The organism is Actinopolymorpha sp. B17G11 (assembly GCF_040196095.1).
Lineage (GTDB): Bacteria > Actinomycetota > Actinomycetes > Propionibacteriales > Actinopolymorphaceae > Thermasporomyces.
The window spans coordinates 72,839-86,968 of sequence record NZ_JBEFTW010000029.1 but is presented as its reverse complement, the minus strand read 5'-3'; the positions used below and the strand labels follow the sequence as shown (position 1 = coordinate 86,968).

The window sequence follows — 14,130 nt, the reverse complement described above, 5'->3', positions numbered from 1 at the left end:
GAGAGTTCTGTCTGGGACCACTCGACCCGCCCGATACCAGGCACATGCGTCACGATCAGGGGTCGGAGGGATCCCGACTGGGTGGCGCCGAGATCAACCGAGCTGCTCATCTGATGCTCCGTTTCCGAGGTCTGAGGATCCGGATCGCACATGCGCGTGTCAGGGGTCGAGCGAACAGCCGGCTGCCGTCGGCCGTTGCGTGCGGGGGCGACCGGTTGGCTCATGGCCCGCTCCGGCCGCGGTGTGGGCGGAGCGCCGCTCTGATCGGCCTGGAGTGAGACTCCGATTTCTGGCCGTAGAAAGCGGTTTCCTGGCTACGAACGAGAGTGGTCCCCAGGTGTTGTGGTGCGACTCCGCGACGGGTGAGCGGGTCAAGGCCTGGTCACGGCCGTGTCGTCGTTGCAACATGCGCCTCCGCCTTTCCCGTCTCGGAAGTTCACGTCTTGGAACTTCCTGTCTTGGAATCTGTGAATCACACATACCGAAGCGTATGGCACGAATCGTGTCCTTGACAATCACAAGCTGAGAAGGAATGTGACTAATTAGTAGTGGAGTCGTACGGCTGCGTTGCGTAGTCGACCTGAAGTGCTGACAGCGAAGGCCATGGAGCGGCGGGTTGCGTTGAGCAGGTTGGTCGACGCCCCGGTGATGTCGTCGTCTCGCGAGGGCGGATGGCGGCATACGCCGAGGTCACGGCACTGAAACGCCGGGAGCGCACCCCCATGGCGAGGGGTAGTGGCCGGCCCCGTCTCAGATGCGCTGTGTCCTCACCACTTCATTGTCCGTTGCCGGTCGTTGTATGGTGATCATCTGCCCGCTGAGACAGGGCGTAGAAACAGCGATCCCCCCGGATCTGCGCTCCGGGGGGATCTGCTTTGTGCGAGGGCGGATCTGCTCGACCTAGAGGTCGTAGCGACCAGCCTTCACGTCTTCTAGGAAGGCCGCGAACGTACCTCGGTCCACGACGTGTGCGCCTCGGTCGGGATGCACACTGTCGCGTACTGCCGCGACACCGGGCAGGTTGGCTGCGATCTCCACACAGCCTCCGTTGTTCGCACCACTGCGCTTGGCCTTCCGCCACTGAGCCTGAGACAGGTCGATCATGCTCACTCCAGCGTTTCCGCGAGTTGTTTTAGATGCGCCGTGGTCGCCGTTGGTTCCAACGCCGCGGCGCGGGCCTGGTTGAAAACCCGTACGTACGCGTCGATCTCTTTGGGCTTGCTCACCTCCTGGAGGGCGAAGTCGGTCTCGACGTAAGCCACGCTGGGCTCACCGCCGGGGAACTCGAAGATGTTGATGGGTCCACCCATCCCGGGATGCGGGCCGTCGGCGAACCGGAGCAGGCGAATCTCTATCCCTTCGCGGCGACTCATCTCCACCAGGTGATTGACCTGGGAACGTCGCTCGGCAGATGAGCCCCAGCGGTACATCAGGGATGCCTCGGTGATGGCCGCCACCAACTCGGGCGCGGTGCCGTCCGTCCGGTCGAAGATTTCCTGGCGCCGCAACCGCGCGCCCACGGCGCGGTTGCGCCACGCGGACGGTTGTGTGGTCAGCCGCATCTGCGCCTCCATGTACGCAGGCGTCTGCAGATAGGCCGGCAGGATCAGTGGGGTGTAGGTGCAGATGCGTGCGGCGTCGTCTTCGTAGCCGGGGAACTCGTTGGCCCAGACGTCGTTGTAGTCGCGCCACCACGCACGCTTGCGGGCCAGAGAGGCGAGGTCCTCGAGTTCCTTCGCCTCGTCCTCGTCGACGCCGTAGATCCGGAGCAGGTCGCGGATGTCGCTCATCTCCGGCCGGACCCACTGGTTGGATTCGAAGCGCCCAACCTTGCCGCGTCCCCAGTTCAGCCGGTCACAGACCTGGTTGGCGGTGTAGCCACTGGCGATTCTCAGCTCGGTGAGCCTGCGTGAGAGCCGGCGCTTCGCGATGGTGGCGCCGTAGGCGTCGCTCACCTAGGCCCTCCTTCGTTCGCGCCGGCTTCTACCTCTTGACAGGACGTCGCACGCATCATACTGCTCCCTTAACTTGTGAATCACAAGTGCGTCTGTCCAAGATCCCGACTCGCGGAGTGCGCGGATTGTCTTGTGCTAGCGTGCCTCAAAGTTGATCTCGCCGGAGGTGAACTCCGGCAATTCTGGCCACCAGTCGGTGCTGCACCGTGCCTTCCGTTCCCCGTGTCGGACGTTGTCGCCGACAGCTGCCTGCCGACATCGGCACCAGGGGGTGGCCCGGTGGCTCCGGTGGCGGGCCCCGACGTGCCCAGTCGACGACCTTCGGCTCGCACGCGAGCACGTTGCGTGGTGACGGCGCGTGACCAGAACGGGATGACCCTACGACGCGGGCGCCGGATCGGCCAGGTCGCCGCGCGGTGGGGCGGTTGGCGGCGTCACGTGGCGCACGCCATGGCGAGTCGGCCGTTGTCGTACCACCCTGGCACGTGGTTACGACGTGTTGCGAGGGTCTAATAGTGGGCTGGCGCCGACGCGGCGCTGGTGGCAAGCGCCCGAACGCAACGCGGGGCCACGAAGACCGGGCGAATGAAGGGGCACAACGTGAACGCACGGCGGAAGCCGACGGTCGACGAACTCGGCATCGACCTCGACACCGTGGACTGGCATCGTTCCGGCAACTCCGCCGGAAGCATCGAAGTGGGGTTCGTCGGCTCGTGGGTCCTGATGCGCGTGGGTGGCGAAGCGAGCAACCGGGTCCTCGTCTATGACCACCACGAGTGGGAGTGCTTCCTCGACGGAGCCAAGAAGGGTGAGTTCGACGACGCGGGGAGCTGAGCAAGGCTGGGCTGCCGGACGGCTACAGGCCGGCACTGACGGGCGTGGTGGCCGCCACGACACGCCGCCCCTGCCTGCGGCTGCTCGTGTTTCACCCTCACTGGGCGACGGCGGCGACCATTACCGCGGGCATACCTCGAAGATCCAGCAATCGCTGCGACCCGAAAGAGGTGGACGATGCCCGTTCTCAACAGGCGTTCGGCACGCAGGCCGCTGTCGTCGCGCGGGTCCTCCCGTCGAGGGCTCAAGATCACCGGCATGTTGATGCTGCTGCTCGGCGGGTCGGCCGCCATCGCCGCCGTCGTACGCCGAGGCCGCCGCTGAGCCCTCCTGCTCGGAAGAGGCCAGCGCTTCGGTTGGCGGAGGTTTCGTGAGTCCGCCGGCTCAGCGGCTCAGCGTGACGGCTGAGGCGACCTGTCCGAGCAGGTCGACGTGCTCGTCGACGCTGCTGAGCCCGGCGCCCATCGTGTTGATCGAGAGGTGGGTCGCGCCCACGTCCCGCCATCGGCGGGCGTTCTCGGCGACGTCGTCCACGGTCGTACGGTCGACCGAGAGCCGGCCCTCCATGCCGAGGGAGGCCGGATCGCGGCCTGCCTCCCGGGCCCCCTCGTGGACGTGGGCGATCGCGTCCTCGAGCTCGCGCGTACCAGGCTGGAACTGCGGCATCCAGCCGTCACCGAGCCGCCCCGCCCGTCGAAGTGACCGAGGAGCGCTCTGAGCGCCAAGCCAGATCGGGATCGGCCGTTGCACAGGGAGTGGCGCGATCCCGGCCGCGGTGATCCGGTGGTACCGGCCCTCGACGGTGTGGACCGGCTCCGTCCAGAGTCGCCGGAGCACGTCGATCTGCTCGTCCATCCGGCGTCCACGGGTGCGGAAGTCCTCCCCGAGAGCTTCGTACTCCACGGCGTTCCATCCGATTCCCACGCCCAGGCGGAACCGGCCGTCGGTGAGGATGTCGACCTCTGCGGCCTGCTTGGCGACCAGAGCGGTCTGGCGTTGGGGCAGGACGATGACGCCGGTGACCAGTTCGAGTGACGTGATCCCGGCGAGGTAGCCGAACAACACGAACGGTTCGTGGAACGTGCTCACGTGCGTATAAGGACCTGACCAGCCGGGATGCTGGGAAGGGTCGGCGCCCAGCACGTGGTCGAAGGCAAGAAGGTGGCTGTAGCCGAGCTCGCCCACGCCTTGTGCGTACGCGCGGATCGCACCCCGGTCAGCCCCGATCGCGGTCTGTGGAAACACCACTCCGATGCGCATGCCATCGAGGTTTACCAGAACTCGGTCGTGCCATCGCGGCCGCCACGGTCTCCAGGCCGCGCGGTTCCCGCTGCCACTCTCGAACGCCGAGATTCCGGGTGTGCTCCAGGTTCCCGCACCGGCACGGCGGCCACGCCTTGTACGGAGGAAAGTCGTGGCCAGCACGTGAGCCAGGTCTGGACGGCGGTACGCCGGCTCGGTCACGCTGTGACCTTCGTGGCCGGGGCAGGAGGAATGCAGTCAATGCGGGAAGATCCGGACGTCCGAACCACCGTGCGGGCAAGACGTGAGGTGGAGGTCGTCGCCCATCGCGGCGCTTCCGGCACCGCACCGGAAAACACGCTCACGGCTCTGCGGGAGGCCGCCGCCCAGGGTGCGACCTTCGCCGAGGTCGACGTGGTGCTCAGCAAGGACGGCGTGCCGGTGCTGGCCCATGACCTGACGCTGGAACGTACGACCAACGTCGCGGAGATCTTCCCCGAGCGGACCACGTGGAACGTCGCCGAGTTCACCCTCGCCGAGCTGCGGATGCTCGACGCGGGCGGGTGGTTCGATCAGCGCTTCGCGGGAGAGCACATCCCGACTCTGCGGGAGGCGCTCCGGGTCTTCCGCGGCCACGGCCTCGGCCTCTGGATGGAGCTGAAGAGCCCAGACCGGCATCCGCGGCTGGTGCAGGCGGTCGCGGATGTCCTGCGCACCGCACCTGGCGGCTGGTTGACCGCACCCGACCGTGCCCGGTGGCTGAAGGTGACGTCGTTCAACTTCGACGTACTCGCCGATTTCGTACGGGAGGTCGACCACGCCGTGCCGGTCGGTGGGATCACCGAGCGCGTCCCCGACGACGCGACGCTGCGGGAGCTCGCCGCCTGGATGCAGTACTTCATCCCCAACTACCGCAGGCTGCGGCCCGGCGACGTCGTGCGGATCCGCTCGGCGGGCCTGAAGACCGGGTTCTGGACACCGAACGACCCCGTAGCCGTTGCCTCGCTGCTTGCCCGGGGGGCCGACGCGCTGATCCAGAACTATCCAGCCGTCGCACGGGCGATGGTGGAGAACCGCGACCCGGTGCCGGGCCCGGCCCCGGTCGTCATCGAACGCGTGGTCGGAGACGTGCCCGACGGAGGCGAACACGTTGTCCTGCGCAACCTGACCGCCGAGCCGGTCGACGTCGGCGATTGGTACCTCCGGGACGATCCGGGCTATCGGTTGCCGATCGGGCCGGACCGCGTGATCGCCGCCGGTGGCACCCTCGCCGTTTATGTCGGGCATGGCCACCACACCGACGGCCGTTACTACAGCGGGCTGACCTCCACGGTCTTCAGCAAGGGCGGCGACAGCGTGGCGTTGCACCGTCCCGACGGCGAGCTCGTCGACCTTGCCGGAAACAACCTGGGCGCGTGAGGTCCATCCGATTAACGGTCGCGATCGACGCTCTTGTATCCTCGGTTGTCGCTCGCCCCAATAGCTCAGTCGGTAGAGCGTCTCCATGGTAAGGAGAAGGTCTACGGTTCGATTCCGTATTGGGGCTCTGGCCGGATCCGCTCACGCGGTCACCCGGTCCGGCGGCGGTGTAGCTCAGACGGTAGAGCAAGCGGCTCATAATCGCTGTGTCGCCGGTTCAAGTCCGGCCACCGCTACGCGGTGGGTGAGGCTGCTTGCTGATCTTCGATCAGCTGCGCCGTGCTCGCTGTGTTAGCCCAGGGGGGCAACCCCCTGGAACCCCCGTGGCGGGTGGGGCTGCTTGCTGATCTTCGATCAGCTGCGCCGTGCTCGCTGTGTTAGCCCAGGGGGGCAACCCCCTGGGGCACGTGAAGTCCAGGGGCCAACCCTGGAACCTGGTCCCACCGAGCACAAGAGGCATCCCGTGGCTAGCAAAAGCTCCGACGTACGCCCGAAGATCACGCTGGCATGCACCGAGTGCCGGGAGCGCAACTACCTGACGCGCAAAAACCGCCGCAATGACCCGGACCGGCTCGAGCTGAAGAAGTTCTGCCCGCGCTGCCGCGCCCACCGGGCCCACCGCGAGACGCGCTGAGGCGTTCCGCGCTACGGTCGCGGTCATGCCCGTCGATGCTGCCCTCGTGGGGCGGACCTACACCACCGAAGCACCGTACGAAGTCGGCCGCGAGAAGATTCGCGAGTTCGCCGACGCGATCGGTGACGGAAATCTCGCTTATCGTGACGCCGGTGCCGCGAAGGCGCTGGGTCACCCGGATGTGATCGCGCCACCGACCTTTCCGATCGTCGTGGCGTTCGGCCTGCTGGAGGCCCTCTTCGCCGACCCCGAGGCGGGTCTGGCGCTGCACCGGATCGTGCATTCGGACCAGAAGTTCAGCTACGCCCGGCCGATCCACCCAGGCGACCGGCTGGTCGGCACGCTCACGATCGCCGGCGTACGCCAGGCCGCCGGCACCGACCTGATCTCCACGCGTACCGAGATCACCACCGCGGAGGGCGCGCCGGTCTGCACGGCCCAGGCGACCGTCGTCCACCGGCCCGACGGAGCCGCATCATGAGCGCGCTGACCTACGACGCGGTCGAGGCGGGCACGGAACTCCCCACGGTCACGATCGCCGTGCGGCGCTCCGACCTGGTGCGGTACGCGGGCGCTTCGGGCGACTTCAATCCGATCCACTGGAACGCCCGGGTCGCTCACGAGGTCGGCCTCCCGGACGTCATCGCCCACGGAATGTTCACGATGGCGGCGGCGGCACGAGTGCTCACCGACTGGGTGGGGGACCCCGCTCGGATCGTGGACTACTCGGTCCGCTTCACCCGCCCGGTCGTCGTTCCGGACACCGACGAGGGAGTCGAGGTTCGCTTCGGGGGGAAGGTGGTGAGCAGGGGTGACGACGGTCTCGTCCGTGTCGACCTGACCGCGTTCGCCGCCGAGGAACCGGTCGGCGACAAGCCGGCCGGCGACGGGGTGAAGGTGCTCGGAGCCGCACGGGCGACCGTCCGGCTCACCTGATCATCCGCGACTCGACAACCATGGGCTGGCCTGTGTACGAACGCTTCGACGTCCCGCTCGCGGAGCTGACCACGCTCCGGCTCGGTGGCCCCGCCAAGCGGTTGGTCGAGGTCGACGACACCGCTGACCTGGTCGAGGTGCTCCGCGCCTGCGACGCCGAACGGGAACCGGTCCTCGTCCTCGGCGGCGGCAGCAACGTCGTGGTGGCCGACGAAGGCTTTCCCGGCACGGTCGTCCAGGTGCGGACGCGAGGGATCCAGGTCGAGTCCGACAGCGCCTGCGGCGGGGCCGCCGTTCGCGTCAGCGCCGGCGAGAACTGGGACAGGTTCGTCGTCCACGCGATCGGACAGGGCTGGGTGGGTGTCGAGGCGCTGTCCGGCATCCCCGGCCTGGCCGGAGCGGCTCCGATCCAGAACGTCGGTGCCTACGGTCAGGAGGTCGCGCAGACGCTGGCGCAGGTGCGGGCATGGGACCGCGTCGATTCGGTCGTACGCACGATCCCGGTGGCCGAGTGCGGCTTCGGCTACCGCACGAGCCGGTTCAAGCGGACGCCGGAACGCTATGTCGTACTCGAGGTGGTGTTCCAGCTCGAGAAGGGTGACCTGGGCGCGCCGGTCCGGTACGCCGAACTGGCCCGCACGCTCGGCGTCGAGATCGGCCAGCGCGCACCGCTCGCCGACGTGCGTACCGCGGTGTTGGGCTTGCGGCGGGGCAAGGGCATGGTGCTCGACGCGGACGACCATGACACGTGGAGCGTCGGGTCGTTCTTCACCAATCCGATCGTGGCGGCCGAGATCGCGGCATCACTGCCCGTCGACGCGCCGCGGTGGCCGTCGGGCGACGGGCAGGTCAAGACGAGCGCCGCGTGGCTGATCGAGCGGGCGGGGTTCGGCAAGGGGCACGGCGATGGTGTCGTACGCCTGTCGACCAAGCACACGCTCGCCCTGACCAACCGTGGCGGGGCGGCGACCACGGACCTGCTTCGGTTGGCGCGTGAGGTGCGTGAGGGCGTCCGCACGAAATACGGCATCGAGCTCGTCAACGAACCTGTCCTGGTCGGCTGCGCCATCTAGCCGAGCGTGCCCTCCTCCGGCTCTGCAGAGCCCGAAGCGCCACCCCGTGATCATGATTGTGATCATGAATGTTCTGTCGACGTAGGGGCCGCAAAGCTTTCATGATCACGATCATGATCACGGGAAGGCAGGACGGGTCAGCGCAAAAGCGTGCGGAGGTCGGGGCGGCGGAGCTGGTCCACGCACCACGCGAAATGCCCGTCGCGACCGTCCGGGTCGTACGCACAGGCGCCGGCGATCGCGTAGACCGCCCGGTACAACGCCAGCAGCTCGACCGGATAGCCGAACTCGACCGCGATCCAACGGGTGAGGGTCTGGTCGATCGCGCGCGCGTCGTCGCCGTACATGTCGAAGAACCCGGCGGCGAGGCTCGCGTCGAACGCCGGATCGCCCTCCATGCTGAGGTAGCCCCAGTCGAGGACACTCACCACGTCGAGGTTGTCGCCTGGTTCTTCGCCCACCAGGAGATTCGGCGTACACAGATCGCCGTGGATGACGGAGCGGTCCCCATCCGGGAGCGCGCGAAGGGCGCCGACCACCTGGTCGAGAAGCGTGTCGAGGTCGGTGACCGCCCGGCGCAGTGGTGGCCCGAACGCATCGACGCGTCGACACACGAGGCGTTCGAGGGCGGCCGGCCACGTGTCGTCGGGACTGGCGTAGAACGGCTCGGGCTCGTCCATGACGGCCAGGGCTCGCGCCGCCGACGGCACCGGGACCTCTCGGAGAGCCGCGAGGACCTCGACGAACGTCCGCATCGCCCGCTCCGAATGCCCGCCGTCCGCCCGTCCAGCGATGCGTTCGCTCAGCGGGCGGCCCTCGAGGCGGCGTTCGACCGTGACCGGTGTACCCGCGACCGATCGGATCTCGTGGATCATCGGCGTGGCGAAGGGGAGGCCGTTGCCGTCCAGCTGTGCGTAGAAGTCCCGCAACCGGGCCAGCGTCGCGGCGTCCTGCCGGCTCCAGACCTTCGCGACGGACCCGTCGGCGAGCGCGAAGACCGCACCGTCCATGCCCGCGCCCAGCTGGCCGGTTACTGTCAAGCCGACCTTGCCTAGCTCAGCAGCCCAGTCCAACCCTCACCCCGCCTCCGTGATCATGAAGAGGAACGGTGTCCTACGTCCCGGAACGTTTCATGATCACGATCACCGGATGGGGCATGCGGCGCCGGGCCTGAGCGGTGGGTGTCCGACTCGTCGGTGAGCCATGTGTCGACACCGGCGAGCAGGCGGGCCCGCACCTCGGAGGGCGCGTACGACGAGAGCACCGACATCCGGGCCAGCTCGGCGAGTTCCGCGTCGGCAAATCCCAGCTCCCGGGCGAGCCGGTACTGCCCGGTCAGGCGTACGCCGAACAACAACGGATCGTCGGCCCCCAGCGCGATCTGGACACCCGACTCGTACAGCTTCCGCAGGGGGATCGCCGCCGGATCGGGATAGACGCCCAAGGCGACGTTGGACGCCGGGCAGACCTCGAGCGGCAACCCGGCTCCCGCCAGCCGCTCCACGAGGCGCGGATCCTCCGCCGACCGCACACCGTGCCCCACCCGCGTGGCGCCGAGCGCGTCGAGGCAGCCCAGCACGCTGTCGGGCCCGCACAGCTCGCCGCCGTGCGGCATGCTGCCGAGGCCTGCCCGGGCCGCGATCGCGAACGCCCGGGCGAACTCCTCCGGTCGTCCTCGGCGTTCGTCGTTCGACAGGCCGAAGCCGACGACGCCCCGCCCGGCGTACTGGACGGCCAACCGGGCGAGCGTCCGGGCGTCGAGCGGGTGCCGGGTCCGGTTGGCGGCGATCACGACCGCCACACCGACGCCCGTGCGCGCGGACGCGTCCTGCGCCGCGTCGAGCACGAGTTCCGTGAACGCCGTGATCCCGCCGAACCGCGCACCATAACCGGACGGGTCGACCTGGATCTCCAGCCAGCCCGAGCCCTCGGCCGCCTCGTCCTCGACGGTCTCGCGGACCAGCCGGCGTACGTCCGCCTCGCCGCGCAGCACCGACCGCGCCACGTCGTAGAGCCGCTGGAACCGGAACCAGCCCTTCTCGTCGGTCGCGAGCAGTTTCGGCGGCCAGTCCTTGCGCAGTGCGTCAGGCAGGCGTACGCCGTGCTGGTCGGCCAGCTCGACCAGCGTCTCGTGTCGCATCGAGCCGGTGAAGTGGAGGTGCAGGTGCGCCTTCGGCAGCGTGTCGAGCGGACGTGCCGCACCCACATGGCTGGCCCGGTCCGCGTGCGCCGGCACCTCGCGCGCTCAGTTCTGTGCTTCGGCGAGCAGCTTCTGGATCCGCGTGACGCCCTCGTGCAGGTCGTCGTCGCCGAGGGCGTAGGAGAACCGCAGATAGCCCGGCGTACCGAACGCCTCACCTGGCACGGCCGCGACCTCCACCTCGTCGAGGATCAGCTCGGCGAGCTCCGCCGACGTCGTGGGTCGCTTGCCGCGGATGAGTTTCCCGAGCGCGCCCTTCACGGACGGATAGGCGTAGAACGCGCCGAGGGGCGTGGGGCAGCTGAACCCCGGCACCTCCGACAGCAGCCGGACGATCGCCTTCCGTCGCCGGTCGAACGCCTCCCGCATCACGGCCGCCGCCGACAGGTCACCCGACACCGCCGCGAGCGCGGCCCGCTGGGCGACGTTGCTGACGTTGCCGGTCGTGTGGGACTGCAGGTTGACCGCGGCCTTCACGACGTCCGCCGGGCCGACCAGCCAGCCGACCCGCCACCCGGTCATGGCGTACGTCTTCGCGACGCCGTTGAGTACCAGGCACTGGTCGGCGATCTCGGGCACCTCGACCGGGAGCGAGGTGGCCTTCACGCCGTCGTACGTCAGATGTTCGTAGATCTCGTCGGTGATCACCCAGATGCCGTGGTCGAGCGCCCAGCGGCCGATCTCGCGGAGCAGTTCGGCCGGGTAGACCGCACCGGTGGGGTTGGACGGCGAGCAGATCAGCAGGACCTTCGTCCGCGGTGTGCGCGCGGCCTCGAGCTGCTCGACGCTCACCAGATAGCCCTGCGACTCGTCGGTCAGCACCGGGACGGCCCGCGCGCCGGCGAGAGCGATCGGCTCGGGATAGGTCGTCCAGTACGGCGCGGGGAGCAGCACCTCGTCACCCGGGTCGAGCAGGACCGTGACCGCCGCGAACACCGCGTGCTTGCCGCCGTTGGTGATGAGGACCTGGTTGGGTTTCACGTCGTACGCCGAGTCGCGCAGGGTCTTGGCCGCGACTGCCTCGCGGAACTCGGGCAGGCCGCCGGCAGGGGTGTAGCGGTGGTTGCGCGGGTCCCGGCAGGCCTCGACGGCGGCCTCGACGATGTAGTCGGGCGTCGGGAAGTCGGGTTCCCCAGCACCGAAGCCGATGACCGGCCGCCCCGCCGCCTTGAGCGCCTTCGACTTACCGTCGACCACCAGCGTCGCCGACTCCGCGATCGCGGCGACGCGCTTGGAGATTCGCCCCTGGTCGACCTTCGTGGCACGGCCGTCGTGCGAGGTCTTCGCGGCCTTGGTGGAAGGGCTGGGGGTCGGGACGGCGCGGGAGGCTTCTGCGGCCACCTCGTCGTGGGTGCCGCGCTCGGGGCTGGTCATAAGCCTTATCGTGGCACTTCGGTCCACTCTGGACCTCGTCTACCCCCGGCCGGCGCGCGGGTCCCTGCGCTGCGCCTGCACCGAGCGTGGGCAAGTGGCCGCACCAGCGGGCGCGGCAAGCCGGCGCCAGCCGGCGTGGGCAGGCGGGCCCCGGCGGGCGTGGGCAGGTGGGCGGCACGTCCGGGTCCGGGCGGTTCGGACGCTCCACTCGCGTGGACGGTGTTTCGCTCGAGATGACGGGTTTGCGGCGGCCTGGGCCGCGCGGGGCCGGCTCGACCGGGCGGACGCGGACCCCGTACACTCGTCCTTCTGGTGGTCCTAGGACCTCTCCGAAGTGTGCCCAACGCGAGCATCACAGCAGATGGTGCACGGACGGTTCGTACGACCTCCAAAGGGCAGTGGCTCAATTGGTAGAGCACCGGTCTCCAAAACCGGTGGTTGGGGGTTCGAGTCCCTCCTGCCCTGCCGGCCTCGGCCGTGACGGTCGGAGTCGCGCGTGTCGCTCGCGGCGGGTGACGCGCGAGGGACCGCACTAAGGGGGACACTCGTTCGTTCCTTCTATGTGCGGCCGCTGCGCCCAGGCGGAGCTTCCGGCTGGGCTCGAAGGAACCGGTGAGGACGAACAGTGACCGAGACGCGCGGGTCGACCGCGACCCCGGAACGTGCTCGCCCGGACAAGCGTGGCGAACACGGCGGGGGTCCCATCGCCCGTATCGGCCTCTTCTACCGGCAGGTCGTCGGTGAGCTACGCAAGGTCATCTGGCCGACGCGGGAGCAGCTCACGACCTACTGGCTGGTCGTCCTGGTCTTCGTCCTCGTCGTGATCGGGATCGTGTCGCTCCTCGACCTGGGGATCGGTTGGCTGACGTTCAAGATCTTCGGCTGACGAGGCACACCCACCCCACCTTCGAGCCAGCACTGCCGGGTTTCGACCACCACCGCCGTACGACCACAACCAAGCTCAAGGCAAGACCCAAGCTCACAGAAGACCCAAGCTCACAGAAGACGGAGTGCCAAAGTGTCCGACCTCGACGACGAGAACCAGGGCCAAGAGAGTCCTGCGTCGGAGCAGGCGGCCGCCGCCGAGAACCCTCTGGGTGGCGCGCCTGTCGATGAGGCCTCCGCTGACGACGCCCGCGAGTTCGAGGCGGCCGGTACGGCGGGAAGCGCCGCCGGCGAAGGCGACGAGGCAAGCCTCGACACAGGTGCCGGCCTGGACGCGGCGGATGCCGCGGACAGTGCGGATGCCGCAGATACCGCCGACGCTATGGAAACCGCCGACGCTGCCGACGAAGAGGAAGAGAAGGAACCGACCGAGAGCAACGACGTTCTCGACGAGTTCCGCGCGGAGCTGCGTGCCAAGCCGGGCGACTGGTATGTGATCCATACCTATTCCGGCATGGAAAACCGGGTCAAGGGCAACCTCGAGAACCGCATCCAGTCCCTCAACATGGAGGACTACATCTTCGAGGTCGTCGTCCCGCAGGAGGAAGTGGCCGAGATCAAGAACGGCCAGCGCCGGATGGTCAGGCGTACCGTCCTCCCCGGCTACGTCCTCGTCCGGATGGACCTCACCGACGAGTCCTGGGCGGCCGTCCGCCACACCCCGTCGGTGACCGGCTTCGTCGGCCACGCCCACCAGCCGGTGCCGCTCGGCCTCGAGGAGGTCGAGGGGATGCTGGCGCCGGTGGTCGTCGAGACCAAGGTGCCCGACAGCAAGAAGAAGAAGGCCGAGGTGCTCGACTTCGCCGTGGGCGACTCGGTCATGGTGGTCGACGGGCCGTTCGCCACCCTGCACGCCACCATCACCGAACTCAACCCCGACGCCCAGCGGGTCAAGGCCCTGGTCGAGATCTTCGGCCGCGAGACTCCGGTCGAGCTGTCGTTCAACCAGATCCAGAAGTCCTGATCCGTCGTACGGTCCACCACGGACAACGCAGCGACCACGTACTACCCACAGAGGATCCGACGAGATGCCCCCGAAGAAGAAGATCGCCTCCGTCCTCAAGCTCCAGCTGCAGGCCGGCTCCGCAACGCCCGCCCCACCGGTGGGTACGGTGCTCGGTCCAACCGGCATCAACATCATGGAGTTCACGAAGGCCTACAACGCCGCGACCGAGCAGATGCGCGGCAACGTCGTGCCGGCGGAGATCACGATCTATGAAGACCGGTCGTTCAGCTTCGTCACCAAGACCCCTCCGGCGACCGAACTGATCAAGAAGGCCGCCGGCCTCGACAAGGGATCATCGACGCCGCACACCGACAAGGTGGGGTCGATCTCGCGCGACCAGGTGCGCGAGATCGCCACGACGAAGATGCCCGACCTCAACGCCACCTCCATGGACGCGGCGATGAAGATCGTCGAAGGCACCGCACGTTCCATGGGCGTGACGGTCAACGACTGAGGCAGTTCCGGTGCCACACCCGTGGGAGGGCCACGCGCTGGCCCGCACCACAACTCCC

The 14,130-nt window shown here is 68.4% G+C and carries 16 protein-coding genes and 3 tRNA genes; 13 read left to right on the top strand and 6 right to left on the bottom strand.

Annotated elements, in window-relative coordinates:
- Positions 1-900: 900 nt before the first annotated feature.
- Both ABN028_RS25635 and ABN028_RS25630 read right to left on the bottom strand, forming a co-directional pair.
- Positions 901-1,104, bottom strand: a complete 204-nt coding sequence (locus ABN028_RS25635) for a DUF397 domain-containing protein (RefSeq protein ID WP_349326676.1) — start codon at positions 1,102-1,104, stop codon at positions 901-903.
- A gap of 2 nt (positions 1,105-1,106) precedes the next feature.
- A complete protein-coding gene (locus ABN028_RS25630) occupies positions 1,107-1,955 on the bottom strand; it encodes a helix-turn-helix domain-containing protein (RefSeq protein ID WP_349326677.1) in 849 nt (282 codons plus the stop codon).
- 600 nt (positions 1,956-2,555) lie between these two features.
- Between ABN028_RS25630 and ABN028_RS25625 the strand changes: the two genes are divergently transcribed.
- Together ABN028_RS25625 and ABN028_RS25620 are read left to right on the top strand one after the other, a co-directional pair.
- Positions 2,556-2,789, top strand: a complete 234-nt coding sequence (locus ABN028_RS25625; RefSeq protein ID WP_349326679.1) for a DUF397 domain-containing protein — start codon at positions 2,556-2,558, stop codon at positions 2,787-2,789.
- A gap of 177 nt (positions 2,790-2,966) precedes the next feature.
- Positions 2,967-3,113, top strand: a complete 147-nt coding sequence (locus ABN028_RS25620) for a hypothetical protein (RefSeq protein ID WP_349326680.1) — start codon at positions 2,967-2,969, stop codon at positions 3,111-3,113.
- Positions 3,114-3,173: 60 nt separating this feature from the next.
- Here the strand turns inward: ABN028_RS25620 and ABN028_RS25615 are convergent, their stop codons facing one another.
- Complete coding sequence (locus ABN028_RS25615) at positions 3,174-4,049, bottom strand: LLM class F420-dependent oxidoreductase (RefSeq protein WP_349326681.1); 876 nt, start codon at positions 4,047-4,049, stop codon at positions 3,174-3,176.
- A 243-nt stretch (positions 4,050-4,292) separates the two neighbouring features.
- Between ABN028_RS25615 and ABN028_RS25610 the strand changes: the two genes are divergently transcribed.
- The 7 genes from ABN028_RS25610 to ABN028_RS25580 all read left to right on the top strand — a co-directional run bounded on the left by ABN028_RS25610 (position 4,293) and on the right by ABN028_RS25580 (position 8,093).
- A complete protein-coding gene (locus tag ABN028_RS25610; RefSeq protein WP_349698388.1) occupies positions 4,293-5,450 on the top strand; it encodes a glycerophosphodiester phosphodiesterase family protein in 1,158 nt (385 codons plus the stop codon).
- A 54-nt stretch (positions 5,451-5,504) separates the two neighbouring features.
- Positions 5,505-5,577: transfer RNA gene (locus tag ABN028_RS25605), tRNA-Thr, on the top strand.
- A 36-nt stretch (positions 5,578-5,613) separates the two neighbouring features.
- Positions 5,614-5,686 (top strand) — tRNA-Met (locus ABN028_RS25600).
- Positions 5,687-5,913: 227 nt separating this feature from the next.
- Positions 5,914-6,084: a 50S ribosomal protein L33 gene (rpmG, locus tag ABN028_RS25595; RefSeq protein WP_349326683.1), complete on the top strand. Its 171-nt coding sequence runs from the start codon at positions 5,914-5,916 to the stop codon at positions 6,082-6,084.
- A gap of 25 nt (positions 6,085-6,109) precedes the next feature.
- Positions 6,110-6,565: an FAS1-like dehydratase domain-containing protein gene (locus tag ABN028_RS25590; RefSeq protein WP_349692201.1), complete on the top strand. Its 456-nt coding sequence runs from the start codon at positions 6,110-6,112 to the stop codon at positions 6,563-6,565.
- Positions 6,562-7,020, top strand: a complete 459-nt coding sequence (locus ABN028_RS25585) for a MaoC/PaaZ C-terminal domain-containing protein (RefSeq protein WP_349326685.1) — start codon at positions 6,562-6,564, stop codon at positions 7,018-7,020. Before ABN028_RS25590 ends, ABN028_RS25585 begins: the two co-directional genes overlap by 4 nt.
- Before the next feature lie 20 nt (positions 7,021-7,040).
- Positions 7,041-8,093 carry a UDP-N-acetylmuramate dehydrogenase gene (locus tag ABN028_RS25580; RefSeq protein ID WP_349698387.1) on the top strand — a complete coding sequence of 351 codons (1,053 nt, stop codon included), beginning with the start codon at positions 7,041-7,043 and terminating at the stop codon, positions 8,091-8,093.
- Positions 8,094-8,230: 137 nt separating this feature from the next.
- On the opposite strand, the gene ABN028_RS25575 is transcribed toward ABN028_RS25580, so the two are convergent.
- From ABN028_RS25575 to ABN028_RS25565, 3 genes are read right to left on the bottom strand one after another with little or no spacing between them, the layout of a single operon-like run.
- Positions 8,231-9,133, bottom strand: a complete 903-nt coding sequence (locus ABN028_RS25575; RefSeq protein ID WP_349698386.1) for a phosphotransferase family protein — start codon at positions 9,131-9,133, stop codon at positions 8,231-8,233.
- A 53-nt stretch (positions 9,134-9,186) separates the two neighbouring features.
- Positions 9,187-10,329: an adenosine deaminase gene (locus ABN028_RS25570; protein ID WP_349698385.1), complete on the bottom strand. Its 1,143-nt coding sequence runs from the start codon at positions 10,327-10,329 to the stop codon at positions 9,187-9,189.
- Between the two features lie 9 nt (positions 10,330-10,338).
- The gene (locus ABN028_RS25565; protein ID WP_349698384.1) at positions 10,339-11,667 is read right to left on the bottom strand and encodes a pyridoxal phosphate-dependent aminotransferase; all 1,329 of its coding nucleotides are present in this window, start codon (positions 11,665-11,667) and stop codon (positions 10,339-10,341) included.
- Positions 11,668-12,059: 392 nt separating this feature from the next.
- Here ABN028_RS25565 and ABN028_RS25560 point away from each other — a divergent pair.
- The 4 genes from ABN028_RS25560 (at position 12,060) to rplK (ending at position 14,072) form a co-directional block, all read left to right on the top strand.
- A tRNA-Trp gene (locus ABN028_RS25560) sits at positions 12,060-12,132 on the top strand.
- A gap of 160 nt (positions 12,133-12,292) precedes the next feature.
- Positions 12,293-12,553 carry a preprotein translocase subunit SecE gene (secE, locus tag ABN028_RS25555; RefSeq protein ID WP_349326690.1) on the top strand — a complete coding sequence of 87 codons (261 nt, stop codon included), beginning with the start codon at positions 12,293-12,295 and terminating at the stop codon, positions 12,551-12,553.
- A gap of 132 nt (positions 12,554-12,685) precedes the next feature.
- Positions 12,686-13,576 (top strand): transcription termination/antitermination protein NusG, encoded by an 891-nt coding sequence (gene nusG / locus ABN028_RS25550; RefSeq protein ID WP_349698383.1) that lies wholly within the window; start codon positions 12,686-12,688, stop codon positions 13,574-13,576.
- A gap of 64 nt (positions 13,577-13,640) precedes the next feature.
- Positions 13,641-14,072: a 50S ribosomal protein L11 gene (gene rplK / locus ABN028_RS25545; RefSeq protein WP_349326693.1), complete on the top strand. Its 432-nt coding sequence runs from the start codon at positions 13,641-13,643 to the stop codon at positions 14,070-14,072.
- Positions 14,073-14,130: the final 58 nt, after the last annotated feature.

What these genes read in the sequence shown, in the direction of transcription:
- ABN028_RS25565 (WP_349698384.1), bottom strand. Translation starts at nt 11,667, where the DNA reads ATGACCAGCCCCGAGCGCGGCACCCACGACGAGGTGGCCGCAGAAGCC.
- ABN028_RS25585 (WP_349326685.1), top strand. Translation starts at nt 6,562, where the DNA reads ATGAGCGCGCTGACCTACGACGCGGTCGAGGCGGGCACGGAACTCCCC.
- ABN028_RS25615 (WP_349326681.1), bottom strand. Translation starts at nt 4,049, where the DNA reads ATGCGCATCGGAGTGGTGTTTCCACAGACCGCGATCGGGGCTGACCGG.
- ABN028_RS25610 (WP_349698388.1), top strand. Translation starts at nt 4,293, where the DNA reads ATGCGGGAAGATCCGGACGTCCGAACCACCGTGCGGGCAAGACGTGAG.
- rplK (WP_349326693.1), top strand. Translation starts at nt 13,641, where the DNA reads ATGCCCCCGAAGAAGAAGATCGCCTCCGTCCTCAAGCTCCAGCTGCAG.
- ABN028_RS25620 (WP_349326680.1), top strand. Translation starts at nt 2,967, where the DNA reads ATGCCCGTTCTCAACAGGCGTTCGGCACGCAGGCCGCTGTCGTCGCGC.
- ABN028_RS25580 (WP_349698387.1), top strand. Translation starts at nt 7,041, where the DNA reads ATGGGCTGGCCTGTGTACGAACGCTTCGACGTCCCGCTCGCGGAGCTG.
- ABN028_RS25590 (WP_349692201.1), top strand. Translation starts at nt 6,110, where the DNA reads ATGCCCGTCGATGCTGCCCTCGTGGGGCGGACCTACACCACCGAAGCA.
- ABN028_RS25635 (WP_349326676.1), bottom strand. Translation starts at nt 1,104, where the DNA reads ATGATCGACCTGTCTCAGGCTCAGTGGCGGAAGGCCAAGCGCAGTGGT.